Genomic DNA, 14,634 nt, shown 5'->3' with positions numbered 1-14,634 from the left:
ATGGAAGGATTAATGATCCTGTGGTCGGAAACTGGACTGGCGAATTTCCAGTGGCCACAGCTGGTGATGATGGCCGTCGGTTGTCTGCTGCTCTTTCTTGCGATTCGACGTGGGTTTGAGCCTTTGCTTCTGTTGCCCATCGGGTTTGGGGCAATCTTGGCGAATATTCCCAACGCGGGTTTTAACGAGCCGGGCGGTTTGTTGTATTACGTCTACCATGTCGGGATTGATACGGGGGTTTTCCCGTTATTGATCTTTATGGGGGTGGGGGCGATGACCGACTTTGGTGCCTTGATTGCTAACCCGCGTACCTTGCTTTTAGGGGCGGCGGCGCAATTTGGCATTTTTGCTACCTTGTTCGGTGCTATCTTGCTCAATCTGGTCCCAGGCATGGAATTTAGCCTTCAAGATGCAGCATCAATTGCGATTATTGGTGGTGCGGATGGGCCGACGGCCATCTTCTTGGCTAGCCGACTATCGCCGGATCTTCTTGGCGCGATTGCAGTCGCAGCCTATAGTTACATGGCGTTGGTGCCAATTATTCAACCGCCGATCATGAAGTTGTTCACCTCGCCACAAGAACGCCAAATTGAAATGAAACAGCTGCGTCATGTCTCGAAAACGGAGAAAGTGCTGTTTCCTTTAGCGGTCTTGATGATGACGATCTTATTCTTACCCTCCGCAACGCCCTTGGTTGGTATGTTTTGTCTGGGCAATCTGATGCGTGAGTGTGGCGTCGTCGATCGGTTATCGAGTACTGCGCAGAATGAGTTGATCAACATTGTGACCATTTTCTTGGGGCTTGCCGTTGGTTCCAAGCTAGAAGCGGATAAGTTTCTTCAGTTTGAAACCTTGGGGATCTTGGTGCTCGGAGCGGTCGCGTTCAGCATCGGCACCGGAACGGGCGTCTTAATGGCGAAGCTGCTTAACCGGTTTAGCCGCGATCCTATCAACCCACTGATTGGCGCGGCCGGCGTCTCTGCCGTGCCAATGGCTGCGCGCGTGGTGAATAAGGTTGGACTGGATGCCAATCCACATAACTTCCTGCTGATGCATGCGATGGGACCGAATGTGGCTGGCGTGCTTGGCTCTGCTGTCGCAGCGGGGATATTGTTGGCGTTAGTCGGATAGCCGTGCGATGTGAATATAGAGACAAACCGTAGCAAAAACAAAACACGTGAACAGTGAAAAGAAAACAGCGGCAGGCATTGAGTCTGTCGCTGTTTTTGTTAAGACTAGGGGTTTACGCGTTGCGATGACCCTGTGCTTTTTTATTATCTGCGCTATCAAATTTATTACCTGCGCCATGAAAGCATAATGGCATGCGAAAGGAGTCAATATGTCGAATAACTTGTCTCTTGCGATTACCGAATTCGGTGCGCCAGAGGTTCTCTCCCCAGTAAACCGTGCTATCCCCTCACCGTCGGAAGAGCAGGTGTTAATTCAGGTAAAAGCCGCGGGCGTGAACCCGATCGATGCTAAAACCCGTGCCGGACTGGGTTGGGCGGCGGAACATAACCAAGATAAGCTGCCTTGGGTACCCGGTTACGATGTGGCCGGTGTGGTGGTGGCAAACGGCACCAACGAAAGTAAGTTTGATGTGGGGGATCGCGTGGCAGGAATGATTGGTTTCCCGACCGAGGGAGGGGGATATAGCCAGTATGTGGCTGCCGACGCCGGACTGCTTTCCACGGTACCACCCAGTGTCCCAATGGTGGATGCTGCCGCGGTACCACTTGCCGGGCTCACGGCGTGGCAAGCGCTCGAGCATGTCAAACTCGCCCGTGACGAAAAAATACTGATTTTGGCGGGGGCCGGGGGAGTGGGCCACCTTGCGGTACAATTAGCAGTAAGAACGGGGGCTGAGGTGTATGCGACAGCATCGCCGGGCAACCATGAATTTTTGCGCCAGCTGGATGCGAAACCGATAGACTATCACCAGGCACATTGGGCGACAGCGCAGGGCGAGTTTGATGTACTGATTGATTTGGTCGGTGGCGATACGGGCATTGAAGCACTTGCGAGCCTAAAAACCGGTGGACGTGTGGTCACGGTGCCGACCAATACACGTGATATGATCACCGCTGCTGCGGCCGAGCGAGGATTAAAAGCCACGGGGATGTTGGTTGAGCCCAACACCTGGCAAACTCAGCGCTTGCTTGACATGCTTGATCAAGGCGAGCTTCATATTGATATTGCCGCTGTCTACCCTCTAGAACAAGGGGCGCAAGCCCATAAAGCGCTCGAGTCTGGTCATACACGCGGTAAGCGAGTATTAGAAATGCCGTCGTCGTAACAACCATGGACGACTGGTCGGCGTTGGCGACACTGTTTGTTACCAGCTTTTTGAGTGCCACTTTGTTGCCAGGTGGTTCAGAAGCGAATTTGGTTTACTTATTAACTCAGCAACAGTTTGCTGATGGCGTAATTGTAGCTATTGCGACCGTCGGAAACACCCTTGGAGGCATGACCAACTATGCCATCGGCCGTTGGATTCCGGATTATCAGCCGCACCAACGCTGGCATCGTCGTGCGCACTTGGGACTGCAACGTTATGGTTATGCGGCTTTATTATTGAGTTGGGTCCCCATCATTGGCGACCCTTTGTGCGTGGTCGCCGGTTGGCTACGTTTGCGTCAATCATGGTGTTGGGCGGTTATCTTTATCGCCAAAGCATCGCGTTACATGGTTATTGTTTGGTCATTTAATTGGGTCACTGGGTAGGAATCATCATATGCAACGCTTATTGTTCGTCGCTGTTCTCGTTTTATCCGTTCTGACAGGGTGTCAGCGACTGGAAACATCGCCTCCTGCTACGCCAAAGGGGGTGACCTGGATAAAAACAGTCTCGCCACTACCGGGCAGTGCCCAAGTGCCTTATCAACAGTTTACGCTCGATAACGGGCTGACTGTTTTGCTGCACCAAGACCACTCCGATCCCTTAGTCAGTGTCGACATGCGTTATCATGTTGGCTCTGCGCGTGAGGAGCCTGGCAAATCGGGCTTTGCGCACTTTTTCGAACATATGATGTTTGAAGGCTCAGAACACGTTGACGATCATGGTAAGCGTATCAAAGAAGTCGGTGGCTATAACAATGGCTCGACCAACCGCGATACCACCCAGTATTATCAAACGGTGCCGGCTAATGAATTAGAACGTGTACTTTGGTTAGAATCCGATCGCATGGGTTTTCTGTTGGATGCCGTGTCACAGCGTAAGTTTGAAGTGCAGCGTGATACGGTGAAAAACGAGCGAGCCTTTCGGATAGACAATGTTCCCTATGGCCGCGTTAACGAAACCATTAATCAAGCGCTATACCCCGAAGGTCATCCTTATTCATGGCCGGTGATTGGTTACGTGGAAGATTTAGACCGCGTTGATGTCGATGACCTCAAGCAATTCTTTTTACGTTGGTACGGTCCCAACAATGCCACCTTGACCATTGGTGGGGATATTGATGTACAACAAACCTTAGCGTGGGTGAAAAAGTACTTTGGTGACATCCCGCAAGGGCCAACTATCCCCGCGGCAGACCCTCAGCCTGTCACTCTGGAAGCCGATCGATTTGTCACTTTAGAAGATAAAGTGTCGCAGCCTGTTTTGATCATGAGCTTCCCCACCAGTACGCCTGAGACAGACACCAGTACGCGTCTGAGTGTCCTGGCCAATGTGTTGGGACAAGGGCGAGATAGTGTCCTTTACCAATCATTGGTGCAAACGGGAAAACTGCTTAGTGCAGGCGCATCGCATCAGTGCGGTGAGCTTGCATGCACCTTCGAAATTTATGGTGTCGGCAGTCAAGATCAGTCGTTAGCTGAGGTGCGCACGCTACTGCGCCAGAGCATGGCGACATTTGCGGCGCAAGGCGTTGACCAAGACGATATCAGCCAAATCAAAGCCATGGTAGAAGCGGATAACATTTTTGCCCTACAAAGCGTCGATGGCAAAGTAGAACAACTAGCCAGTGACTATACGTTGCATGGCGACGCAAGCATACTGACACAACGCCTAGCCCGTTTGGATGCTGTAACGCCTCAAAAGGTGATGGACAGTTATCAACAGTGGGTAAGCAATCAACCTGCGGTTAACCTCAGTGTGGTGCCTGAAGGGCGTCAAGATTTGGTCGCTCATCCGGCAAACTTTGTCTATCAGCGCCCTGATTATCGCCACGTCGCTAGCCAAAATAATGCGGATACACTGGCGTTACGCAACACGCCTGAACGCTTTGACCGCAGCCTGATCCCGCCCCCGAATGGAAGCGTGACTGTCCATGTTCCTACTATTTATCGCGCGGAGCTCGACAATGGTATTCACCTGGCAGGCACCGTCAGTCGCGAGACCCCCACGGTGACCTTGCAACTTCGCTTGCCGGCAGGTGTGTTGATGGAGCCGAATGATAAGCGTGGTATCGCCGAGCTCACGGCTAGTATGATCACAGAAGGCGGCGCGGGAATGTCGGCCGCGGAATTAACCCAAGCGCTAGATAAGCTTGGCAGTCAGATGAGTGTTAATCCAGAGGCTTATCATACGACATTGACCGTGACATCCTTGAAAAAGCATCTGGGAGAGACGCTTCAATTAGTGAATAAGGTGATCAGTGCACCGACGTTTGCGGAGCAAGATTTTGAGCGGCTCAAAAAACAAGCATTAGAGGGAATGGCGTCACGCGCCGACGATGCGGGCTGGTTGGCAGATCAGGCTATTAGCCAATTGCTTTATCAAGATGCAACCTTCCGTGCCCCGCAAGGTGGTGTGGCAGAAGACGTTGCCGCACTCACCCTTGCCGACGTTAAACGCTTTTATCAACAGCATTATGTGTTGAAAGAAAGTCAGCTTGTCGTGGTGGGTGATTTGTCCCGTGAGCATGCGATCAATCTCGCTAACCGGATTCAAGCTTGGCAACCGACTCCTGAGGGGCATGCTCAAGTTGCAAGGCCCGTGCCTCGAGACGAAAAAAGTCCACAAATTTGGTTAGTGGATAAACCACAAGCGCCACAAACCAGTATTCGTATGATACGTCATGGCATGCCTTACGACGCAACCGGCCCCATGTTTAAAACCCGCTTAGCTAACTTTAATCTCGGCGGAAACTTTAATGCCCGCATCAACCAAAACTTACGCCAAGATAAAGGTTACACCTATGGCGCCCACAGTGCTGTGTATGGTGGTCGTCAAACTGGGACCATTGAAGTCGGTGCCGATGTGCGTGCGGATGCCAGTGCCGAGGCCATTAAAGAGCTTTGGAAAGAAATGGCCCACGCGCACGAAAATGGATTTACTGAGCAAGAGCTTGCCTATTTACGTCAATCGAGCGGCCAGCAGGATGCACTCAATTATGAAACACCGTGGGAAAAAGCGGGCTTGATTGCGCACATTGAGGCGTTTAATTTGGATGACGACTATCGTGAAGCCCAAAAAGCCATGCTGTATTCACTGACACGCCAACAACTAAATGCCCAAGCATCGCGCTGGTTCGATCCTAACGACTACCAAATCATCGTGGTCGGCGATGCAGAGCGTTTGGAAGGGGATCTGCGTCAACTTGGCTTGCCAGTCAATAGCTTGGCGTTAGATTACCGTTAATACCGGTTGGATAAACTTACCCCGCTGCGTGATGGCTTTTGAGCAATAGCTTGTTTATATTGACCGCCACGCAGCTTAAAAAAATAAGAGATACATTTTGACTGACTTTACCCAACGGTTAGCGCGGTTAGCGCAAAACCCATATGCATTGAAGGGGATTGGCCGCGGATTGGAGCGCGAGGCATTACGCATTACGCCAGCAGGCCATTTAGCGCAGACGGCGCATCCAGAGACACTTGGATCCGCGCTGACACACCGTTGGATCACGACGGATTTTGCGGAGTCTTTGTTGGAATTTATTACGCCCGTCAATACATCGGTCAACGGAATGCTCGATGAGCTGCAAGACATTCACCGTTTTACTTACAAGCAAATGGGTGACGAGCAGCTCTGGCCGATGTCAATGCCTTGTGTGGTCGCATCGGAAGACGATATTACTTTGGCGCAATATGGCAGCTCGAATATTGGTCGGATGAAAACGCTTTATCGGCAGGGACTCAAACACCGCTATGGCAGTGTGATGCAAGTGATCTCGGGCGTGCATTTTAATATCTCACTCCCTGAGGCGTTTTGGCAGCACCTGTATCACTCAGAGACTGTTAGCCAAGCTGCGGTGACACAAGGCTATTTTGATTTGATCCGTAATTACTACCGCCATGGTTGGATGATCCCTTACCTGTTTGGTGCATCACCGGCTTTGTGTGGATCCTTTATCAAACATACTGACAGTCCGCTGGCGTTTGAGCATATGCCATCGGGAACCTGTTACTTGCCGTATGCAACGTCCCTGCGTTTGAGTGATTTAGGCTATACCAACAACGCCCAAGCCGATTTGAAAATAGGCTTTAATACATTAGAGCAATATTTAGAAGGATTACGTCGCGCTATTCGTACCCCTTCGCAGCAATTTGCACAGTTGGGGATTCGTGACGGTGAAACCTATCGACAACTCAATACCAATATGCTGCAAATTGAGAATGAGCTTTATGCTCCGATTCGACCAAAGCGTAATGCGGAAAGCGGCGAAAAGCCGACCGAAGCACTAAGCCGCGGCGGAGTAGAGTACATAGAAGTCCGCTCACTAGATGTGAATCCTTACAGCCCTATTGGCATTGAAGAAGATCAAGTGCATTTTCTCGATTTATTTGTGTCTTGGTGTGCGTTATCGCCCTCCGACCCCATGTCCGATCCGGAACTGAATTGCTGGCGGGATAACTGGAATAAAATTGTACTTGAAGGGCGAAAACCCGGCTTAACCTTAACCACAGGATGCAATGGCGGTACCTTAACTCAGGCCGAGTGGGGACGTCAGGTGATGGCAGAGCTGAAACAATTAGCCAAAGTGATGGACCAGACCGTTGGTGATAGCCGCTATGAGCGCGTATGCGACAAAATGATTGCGTGTTTTGATAACCCCGAACTAACCTTATCAGGGCGTGTGCTGGCAGACGTGATTGCACAAGCCGGAATTGGTGGTGTTGGCCTAAGCTTGGCGAGTGAGCACAAGAAGGCATTGGCTGATGTGCCGTATCAGGTTCACAGTGATGTCGACTTTCTCCGAGAAGCCGAAGACAGTATGGCACGTCAAAAAGCGGTAGAAGCCAGTGACACACAAAGCTTTGAGCAGTTTCTAAACGCTTATTTCAAAGATGTGCCGATGGCAGAAAGCTGGTAACTGGAATAATGGCGATGAGCAGGACGCGTATTCTCAACCGATTAGGGATAATCACCGCCATGATATTGTTACCCGGGTGCGCGACGCCGCCACCGGATAACCCCAGCAATGTCTGTGCGATTTTCGAGCAAAATCCTGACTGGTTTGAGGCGGCCGTCGAGATGGAAGACAGCTGGGGGACGCCTATTCAGGTCGCGATGGCATTTGTGAAGCAAGAAAGCGCGTTCGTTCACGATGCTTTGCCTCCACGTGACTATGTATTAGGCATTTTACCCTGGGGGCGAGTGAGCAGCGCATATGGTTATGCGCAAGCACAAGATCCCGCGTGGTCAGACTATCAAAAAGCCACAGACAATGGCGGCTCTCGCACCGACTTTGCCGATGCGTTACAGTTCATAGGCTGGTACACAGCAGAAACGCATCGTCAGCTTGGGGTGTCGCAATGGGATGTTTACCGGCAATATTTAGCTTACCATGAAGGAAGAGGCGGATTTCAACGTGGCTCATTTGAGCGAAAACCTGGGCTCAAACGGGTGGCGCGTAAAGTCGAACAACAAGCAAAGGACTACGGTTGGCAGCTAAAAGGGTGCCGGCAACGACTAGAAGACAATCTGAGCTGGTGGCCATTTTAAGGCCGCAGTGATGAATGAAGGAGGAAAGATGCCACTACTAGATAGCTTCACGGTTGACCATACCCGCATGAATGCACCGGCGGTACGGGTCGCAAAAACCATGCAAACGCCCAGCGGTGACACCATCACTGTGTTTGATTTGCGTTTTTGTCGTCCCAATGAACAGCACTTAACCGAAAAAGGGATCCATACCTTGGAGCACCTTTTCGCTGGCTTTATGCGCAATCATCTGAATAGTGACAAGGTGGAGATCATCGATATCTCGCCGATGGGCTGCCGCACCGGTTTTTATATGWGCTTGATTGGCGAGCCCCAAGAGTCGGAGGTTGCTAAAGCATGGGAGCTTGCGATGGAAGATGTCCTTATTGTTCCTTCGCAAGATAAAATTCCGGAGCTTAACGAATATCAATGTGGTACTTATGAGATGCATTCGTTGAATGAAGCCAAAGATATTGCTCGTGCAATTATAGATGCAGGTGTGACCGTCAACAAAAATGATGATCTATCGCTGCCCGAATCGATGTTGCAAACGTTGCGCGTCGATTAAAACGCGACCAGTCATCCCTCTGCGGTAACATTGCCTTCTGTGTTACCGCCCCCCCTCCCGATTTGAGTGTTCTTTTCATTATTTTTGTCTCAATAGCTAGATAAACCCAAGAGAAGTGTAGGCGTCGTTGCAGCTTTTTTGCCTGTTCAAGCACGCTTCTGCATTTTGTCGCTGCGTATTCGCCTGGGTTTCGCTAAGCTGACAACTGAAATCGACCATCAAAAAAGGCTGTGAAACCCAAAGTGAGTTTACGCACAAGACATCATATTCGCCCCATCAGTATGTATCATTACCTGCTAGGTATCATGTTGTTGGTGACGGTGCCGAGTGCGCAAGCGTCGTTAAATGGCTATTGGTCATATGACGAGTTTCTTGCACGGTATCCTGAGCAAAAAGCGCTGACGGCAACACTCGATAAACAAGTGCAAGCCGATCCGGCGCCAATGCAACGTGCGTTGGCACCGATAAAAATTTCAGTGGTCGTGCCGGGTCAACAAATCTCTGATTATTGGCAGCGTAATGTGCGAGCGTTCGAACGTCGCTTACAAGCGCTTAATATTCCTTATCAGTTAAAAGAAGTCACAACACGACCGAACAACGACATACGAGAACAAAGTGCGTCTTTGTATGCGGCGCTGCGTGACGGTGCCGACTATCTTGTGTTTACCTTAAACAGTGTTCGTCACCGTAAGTTTATTAATCATGTGCTATCACAGAAAAAAACCAAGCTCATATTGCAAAATATCACCACACCGGTAAAAGCGTGGCAAGGTAATCAGCCTTTTCTCTACGTGGGGTTTGACCATCAGCGCGGCAGTCAGCTACTGGCTGATTATTATCAAACGCGTTATCCGAAAGGGGCGAATTACTCGGTGTTGTTTTTTTCTCAAGGTTATGTGAGTGATGCACGTGGGGACACTTTTATTGAAACCATGAGTCGCCATGGTGATAGTCAATTGGTCTCGGCTTATTACACCAAAGGTGACCAACATTCTGGTTATCAGGCAGCCAAAGCCATGTTAAACAATAATCCGCAACTCGACTTTATTTATGCTTGCGCGACAGATGTGGCGTTTGGGGCAATCAAAGCGCTTGAAGAGTTGGGAAGAGAGGAAGTTGGTGTTAACGGCTGGGGAGGCGGGTCCGCTGAATTGGATGCTGTCATGTCAGGACAACTAGACGCAACCGTGATGCGTATGAACGATGATACCGGGGTGGCGATGGCTGAAGCCATCAAACGCGACCTACAACAAAAAGCTGTGCCCGTTGTGTACTCAGGTCGGTTTAACGTCGTCACTCAATATGATGATCCGGATCGAATAGAAAAACTTAAGCAACATGCATTTAGATACTCGGATTAGATCATGCCCACCTTTGGTTCACCTAAATTATCACTCTCGCAATTACTGACTCGCTTGATTGTGGTCTTCTTCTTATGTGTGACCGCGGGCGTTTACATACAAAGTTACCAGTTGACCTTAGCGGGGATTAATCAAGAGATTAGCCGTACTTTGGCACAAACTTCTCGTCTATTGCAAAACGTCTTTGATAGTCGCTTAACGGCACTGCAAATTCACCAAAATACCAATGCTGCAAGTATGACACTTCAGTCACTGGTCGCCAGTGAAGACAGTGACGCACTTGATGACTATTTTATCGAACAAGAGCAACAAGATGTTGCAAATACCCCTGACTTTCGTTTTATCGCTAAAGACGACCGTGTGTTATGGCATGATGGCAGTAGCTTGTTTCACGGTATTGATAATGAGGGGTTGGATCAGCTGCGTTTGCAATTACGAAGTATTAATCGTTGGACCTTAACCACTGTCACCACGGATACAGAGCAAGGTTATTTACTGATGCGGAAAACGCCGATCGTTTTTCAATCAAACGGTAAACTCGGCGGATATTTGTATGTGGTCGTGATGCTGAATGGCAACTTTTCGTTTGTGAAAAGTTTGCAGCGTGCCAGTGACACTCAGGCGGTATGGCTATCGGCAGACAATGCAACCTTAGCATCTACTCTTAGTGGTAACGATGACATAGGCAAGGCGTTAACGTTGCCGAGCGAGGAGAGCAGTCAAGCGTTTCGGCACTATTTAGTGAGCCAATCCAAGCTTCGCATCGGCGGTGAGTCGACCAAAATTTCATTGTTATCGGCGCAACGTAATGACAATGTTGTCACATTACAGCGGCAAATGGGCATCAACTTATTACTCACTACCCTAATTATTATTATCGCTGCTTTTTGGGTCAATCGTTTTGTGAAAACCCGGGTTGCGGATTCGCTCGATAGGCTAATGCGATATAGCCAAGGGGCGCGATCACGTCAACGTACCTTGCCGTTTGCCGGATCCGATATTGAAGAGTTTAATCACATCGGCAAAACTCTAGAGTCGACTTTTCATGCGCTGCACGAGAAAGAGCGCTCCCTACAAGATTTATTTGATTACGCGCTATCACCGATTATTGTTTGGGACACGGACTTTGCTATCACCCGTATCAATCCAGCAGCCAAGTTAAAGCTGAACTATGACGAACAAATCCATGCCTCAAGCTGGTTGTATGATCAGTTTATGTATGCCATCTCTCCTCATCTAAAGCGCGCGGTTAATGGGACCATCCTCAAAGGGGTCAATATTGAGATTGACCGTCGCGTTTACCGATGGAATCTTGCACCTTTAATGGTTGATAACCAAGTCAAAGCGGTGATCGGCCAAGGTCAAGAAATTACATCTCTTATCGAAGCCGAGCAACAAAGCCAGCGAGCCAAAGAAGCAGCGGAAGCCTCCGCGCGCGCTAAATCAGAGTTCTTAGCCAAGATGAGCCATGAAATACGCACGCCGCTTAACGGCATTTTGGGGATCACGCAAATATTAAATGATAGAGCCGAGGATAAGGCACAAAAAGACCTACTTGGTAGTTTATACCAAAGTGGTGAGCACTTACTCACAGTACTCAATGATATCCTCGATTTGTCTAAGATTGAACAAGGTAAAATGACCATCGAGTATGGGGAGTTTTATCTCCAAGATATCATTCGCACGGTGGAGAATATTTACACACCGCTTTGTGAAAGCAAGTCTATCTTATTGAATATCGATGCACCGATTGCGGCTGATACCATGGTGCGCTCGGATCAGTCCCGCCTCACACAAATCTTATTCAACCTAATGAGTAATGCGATAAAATTTACTCATGCAGGGCAGGTTGGGCTGACGGTCACCCTAGCGCAACGTGAAGTAGAAAAAACAGACGAGAATGAAAATTCGTCAGATCAATCTACATTGCGTCAATATACATTGCGTCAATATACATTGCGTCTCGTAGTGAGTGATACCGGGATAGGAATGAACCAGCAGGCGCTTGAGTCTTTGTTCGATCCCTTTGTACAAGCGGATTCCAGTGTGACGCGGACTTATGGTGGTAGCGGCCTGGGCCTGTCGATTGTTAAAAGTCTATTAGACTTACTGGAAGGTGACATTGATGTGACCAGTGAGCCAGATAAAGGCAGCCGCTTTGTGGTCGAGGTGCCGCTCACCTTGGTGGACAATAAACCGGCCAAGGCGCCAGAAAACGTGCCTTTCGATCCTGTGTCGCTCGGCATCAAGCGCGTCTTATTGGTTGAGGATAATAAGATTAATGCTATGGTCGCCCAAGCATTTTGCCATAAATATCATATTGAGGTGGAGTGGGTGAAAGATGGAGAACAAGCATTAGCGCGCCTTCAGCAAGTGCAGTATGACTTGGTGTTGATGGATAACCATATGCCCAATCTTGGTGGCGTGGAAGCAACGCAGGCCATACGGCAAACGCTCGGGTTAAGTGTCCCCATCTACGCTTGCACGGCCGATGCGTATGGCAGCGTGCATGACGCTTTTTACCAAGCAGGCGCGGATTACATCATCGTCAAACCGATTAAAGAAGCCAGCTTTATCGAGGCGCTCCGCCACTTAAAACTCCGCCACTTAAAACATGGCGCACACGCTGACTCATGAGTGTGAGAGTTAACGTTGTGCGCTGCATGGCCTAAACACTAATATTGGCGTCGGGTTGGTCTGTAGGGAGGACTTTGACTTGCTTGATCATATTGTCGGCAACATCGACAATTTCAATATGGTGACCATCAATTTCAATGCTCAAGCGGCTTTTAGGGATATCCTCCAAGTGCTCGAGAATTAAACCATTGAGGGTACGGGGGCCGTCAGTGGGTAAGGTCCAGTTAAGACTCTTATTCAAATCGCGAATATTGGCGCTACCTTCAATCAAATAGCCACCATCGGTCAATGACGTAATCTCTTCGGCCAAGCTCGGTGATAAAGAGGTGGTAAACTCACCCACGATCTCTTCGAGAATGTCTTCTAACGTCACCAGGCCAATCATGTCGCCGTATTCGTCTACCACTAAGCCGATACGTTGCTTATTACGCTGAAATTTAAGCATTTGTACGTTCAGTGGCGTGCCTTCCGGAATAAAATAGACTTCATCGGCGGCGCGAAGCAGCGTCTCTTTATTAAATTCGTTTTTCTCAACCATCAGGCGATAGGCTTTGCGGACGCGCAGCATCCCAACCACCTCGTCGATGGTATCGCGATATAACACCATTCTTCCATGCGGGGCATGCGTGAATTGGCGCATGATGGACTTCCAGTCATCATTGATATTAATCCCAGTGATCTCATTGCGTGGCACCATGATGTCATCCACGGTCACCTCCTCAAGCTCTAGGATTGATAGCAACATATGCTGGTGACGACGAGGGATCAAGCTACCGGCTTCGTTGACAATGGTCCGCAGCTCTTCGGTGCTTAGATTATCCTTGCCGTCGGCTTTAGCGCCTATTCCTAACAAGCGCAAAAAACCATTGGTGATAAAGTTCACCAGGCTAACAAGCGGATAAAACACCTTCATTAGGATGGTGAGCAAATGGCTGCTAATAAACGATACGCGCTCTGGATAAAGAGCAGCCAGCGTTTTGGGCGTGACTTCGGCAAACACCAGGATCACCATCGTTAACACACCGGTTGCGATCGCAATCCCTGCGTCGCCATACAAACGTAACCCTAGGACGGTCGCGATTGAAGAGGCAAGAATATTTACCAGGTTATTACCGATCAGAATAAGCCCAATCAATCGGTCTGGCCGAGCAAGCAGTTTTTCGACCCGCTTAGCGCCACTGTGGCCTGATTTAGAGAGGTGGCGCAACCGGTACCGATTAAGTGCCATCATGCCTGTCTCAGACCCGGAAAAATAACCGGAAATGACGATAAGCAATACCAAAAGGGAAATTAATATTCCCGTYGATATGTCGTCCAACGAACTGTTCCTTACGTTTGTTTTAAAATCAGAGCGTGTGCTCGAGGGTTTACGCTAAATGCGCGTAATCAATAGCCTGCAATCAATATCTCACGAACAAACCGGCTACCAAAGTAGGCCAGAGTAAGGAGAAACGCGCCCACGATACTAAACCAGACCACCCGACGTCCACGCCAGCCGGACTGATAATGCCCCCAAAGGAGTACACCATAGACTCCCCAAGCGGCCATCGAGAGGAAGGCTTTGTGCGCTTTTCCTTGCGCGAACATGTCATCGACAAAGACAAAACCAGAGATTAGAGTGAGTGTTAATAATACTTGTCCGACTAAAATGATGTTGAAAAGCTGACGCTCCACCATCATTAAAGGAGGAACATTATGATTAATCACCTGGCGCTTTTTGTGTTTGAGTTGATAATCCAGCCAAGCCAATTGCAATGCGTACAGGGTAGCAATCATCAATGTTGAGTATGAAAACAGAGCCAGAGAAATGTGTAATAGCACCTCTGGGTGTGATTCAAGATGCGTAATAAAGGCACCGGGCAGCAGGGTCGCGCTCGCAAGGTTTAGTCCTGCAAAGGCATAAACCACCGGCAGCAAGAACCATAGCCGCAATCGGAAAATTAGCCCGGTCGTCATCATCGCAATGATAAAACTCACCAAAGAGGCGACGTTAAGCATGCTAAGATTCTGCCCGCTTCCTGATAAAATCAGATCTTTGAGCAGATAAGCATGTAACGCCAGCGCAGCCAGTGCGGTGAAAAAGACCGGCTTCGCACTAATTTGATTGTTGCTGGACAAGCCGGGGATGATCTGCAAAATGGCGGCCAGATAAAGCAGTGATGCCAACAAGGCTGTCAGAATTTCCATCGTCACCGATC

General features: G+C 49.3%; 11 protein-coding genes. 9 read left to right on the top strand and 2 right to left on the bottom strand.

Going from position 1 to position 14,634, the window contains the following annotated elements:
* From BZG76_RS00475 to BZG76_RS00435, 9 genes are all read left to right on the top strand, one after another.
* Entirely contained in the window at positions 1 to 1,131 is a 1,131-nt protein-coding gene (locus tag BZG76_RS00475) for a sodium ion-translocating decarboxylase subunit beta (protein ID WP_021022074.1), read from the top strand.
* A gap of 208 nt (positions 1,132 to 1,339) precedes the next feature.
* Complete coding sequence (locus BZG76_RS00470) at positions 1,340 to 2,296, top strand: NADP-dependent oxidoreductase (RefSeq protein ID WP_077459773.1); 957 nt, start codon at positions 1,340 to 1,342, stop codon at positions 2,294 to 2,296.
* Positions 2,297 to 2,301: 5 nt separating this feature from the next.
* Positions 2,302 to 2,724, top strand: a complete 423-nt coding sequence (locus BZG76_RS00465; RefSeq protein WP_021022072.1) for a YqaA family protein — start codon at positions 2,302 to 2,304, stop codon at positions 2,722 to 2,724.
* A gap of 10 nt (positions 2,725 to 2,734) precedes the next feature.
* Positions 2,735 to 5,584, top strand: coding sequence for a M16 family metallopeptidase (locus BZG76_RS00460; RefSeq protein ID WP_077459772.1), 2,850 nt, complete (start codon positions 2,735 to 2,737; stop codon positions 5,582 to 5,584).
* 97 nt (positions 5,585 to 5,681) lie between these two features.
* The gene (gene gshA / locus BZG76_RS00455; RefSeq protein WP_077459771.1) at positions 5,682 to 7,259 is read left to right on the top strand and encodes a glutamate--cysteine ligase; all 1,578 of its coding nucleotides are present in this window, start codon (positions 5,682 to 5,684) and stop codon (positions 7,257 to 7,259) included.
* A 14-nt stretch (positions 7,260 to 7,273) separates the two neighbouring features.
* Complete coding sequence (locus BZG76_RS00450) at positions 7,274 to 7,891, top strand: transglycosylase SLT domain-containing protein (protein WP_051109660.1); 618 nt, start codon at positions 7,274 to 7,276, stop codon at positions 7,889 to 7,891.
* Positions 7,892 to 7,919: 28 nt separating this feature from the next.
* Positions 7,920 to 8,438, top strand: coding sequence for an S-ribosylhomocysteine lyase (luxS, locus tag BZG76_RS00445; RefSeq protein ID WP_077459770.1), 519 nt, complete (start codon positions 7,920 to 7,922; stop codon positions 8,436 to 8,438).
* A 281-nt stretch (positions 8,439 to 8,719) separates the two neighbouring features.
* Positions 8,720 to 9,799, top strand: coding sequence for a substrate-binding domain-containing protein (locus BZG76_RS00440; RefSeq protein WP_077459769.1), 1,080 nt, complete (start codon positions 8,720 to 8,722; stop codon positions 9,797 to 9,799).
* 3 nt (positions 9,800 to 9,802) lie between these two features.
* A complete protein-coding gene (locus BZG76_RS00435) occupies positions 9,803 to 12,436 on the top strand; it encodes a LuxQ periplasmic sensor domain-containing protein (RefSeq protein WP_077459768.1) in 2,634 nt (877 codons plus the stop codon).
* A 31-nt stretch (positions 12,437 to 12,467) separates the two neighbouring features.
* On the opposite strand, the gene BZG76_RS00430 is transcribed toward BZG76_RS00435, so the two are convergent.
* On the bottom strand, positions 12,468 to 13,754 hold the full coding sequence (locus BZG76_RS00430) for an HlyC/CorC family transporter (RefSeq protein ID WP_077459767.1): 1,287 nt from the start codon (positions 13,752 to 13,754) through the stop codon (positions 12,468 to 12,470).
* 68 nt (positions 13,755 to 13,822) lie between these two features.
* The gene (locus BZG76_RS00425) at positions 13,823 to 14,623 is read right to left on the bottom strand and encodes a cytochrome C assembly family protein (protein WP_021022064.1); all 801 of its coding nucleotides are present in this window, start codon (positions 14,621 to 14,623) and stop codon (positions 13,823 to 13,825) included.
* Between the last annotated feature and the right edge of the window lie 11 nt (positions 14,624 to 14,634).

The sequence above is a fragment of the Salinivibrio sp. AR647 genome (assembly GCF_001995415.1).
Taxonomy (GTDB): Bacteria; Pseudomonadota; Gammaproteobacteria; order Enterobacterales; family Vibrionaceae; genus Salinivibrio; species Salinivibrio costicola.
This window is presented reverse-complemented; position numbering and strand designations above follow the sequence as displayed.

Excerpts from the sequence above, each read along its gene's own strand:
- BZG76_RS00435 (WP_077459768.1), top strand. The coding sequence starts at position 9,803 with ATGCCCACCTTTGGTTCACCTAAATTATCACTCTCGCAATTACTGACT.
- BZG76_RS00465 (WP_021022072.1), top strand. The coding sequence starts at position 2,302 with ATGGACGACTGGTCGGCGTTGGCGACACTGTTTGTTACCAGCTTTTTG.
- BZG76_RS00470 (WP_077459773.1), top strand. The coding sequence starts at position 1,340 with ATGTCGAATAACTTGTCTCTTGCGATTACCGAATTCGGTGCGCCAGAG.
- BZG76_RS00460 (WP_077459772.1), top strand. The coding sequence starts at position 2,735 with ATGCAACGCTTATTGTTCGTCGCTGTTCTCGTTTTATCCGTTCTGACA.
- BZG76_RS00425 (WP_021022064.1), bottom strand. The coding sequence starts at position 14,623 with ATGGAAATTCTGACAGCCTTGTTGGCATCACTGCTTTATCTGGCCGCC.
- BZG76_RS00475 (WP_021022074.1), top strand. The coding sequence starts at position 1 with ATGGAAGGATTAATGATCCTGTGGTCGGAAACTGGACTGGCGAATTTC.
- BZG76_RS00440 (WP_077459769.1), top strand. The coding sequence starts at position 8,720 with ATGTATCATTACCTGCTAGGTATCATGTTGTTGGTGACGGTGCCGAGT.
- BZG76_RS00450 (WP_051109660.1), top strand. The coding sequence starts at position 7,274 with ATGAGCAGGACGCGTATTCTCAACCGATTAGGGATAATCACCGCCATG.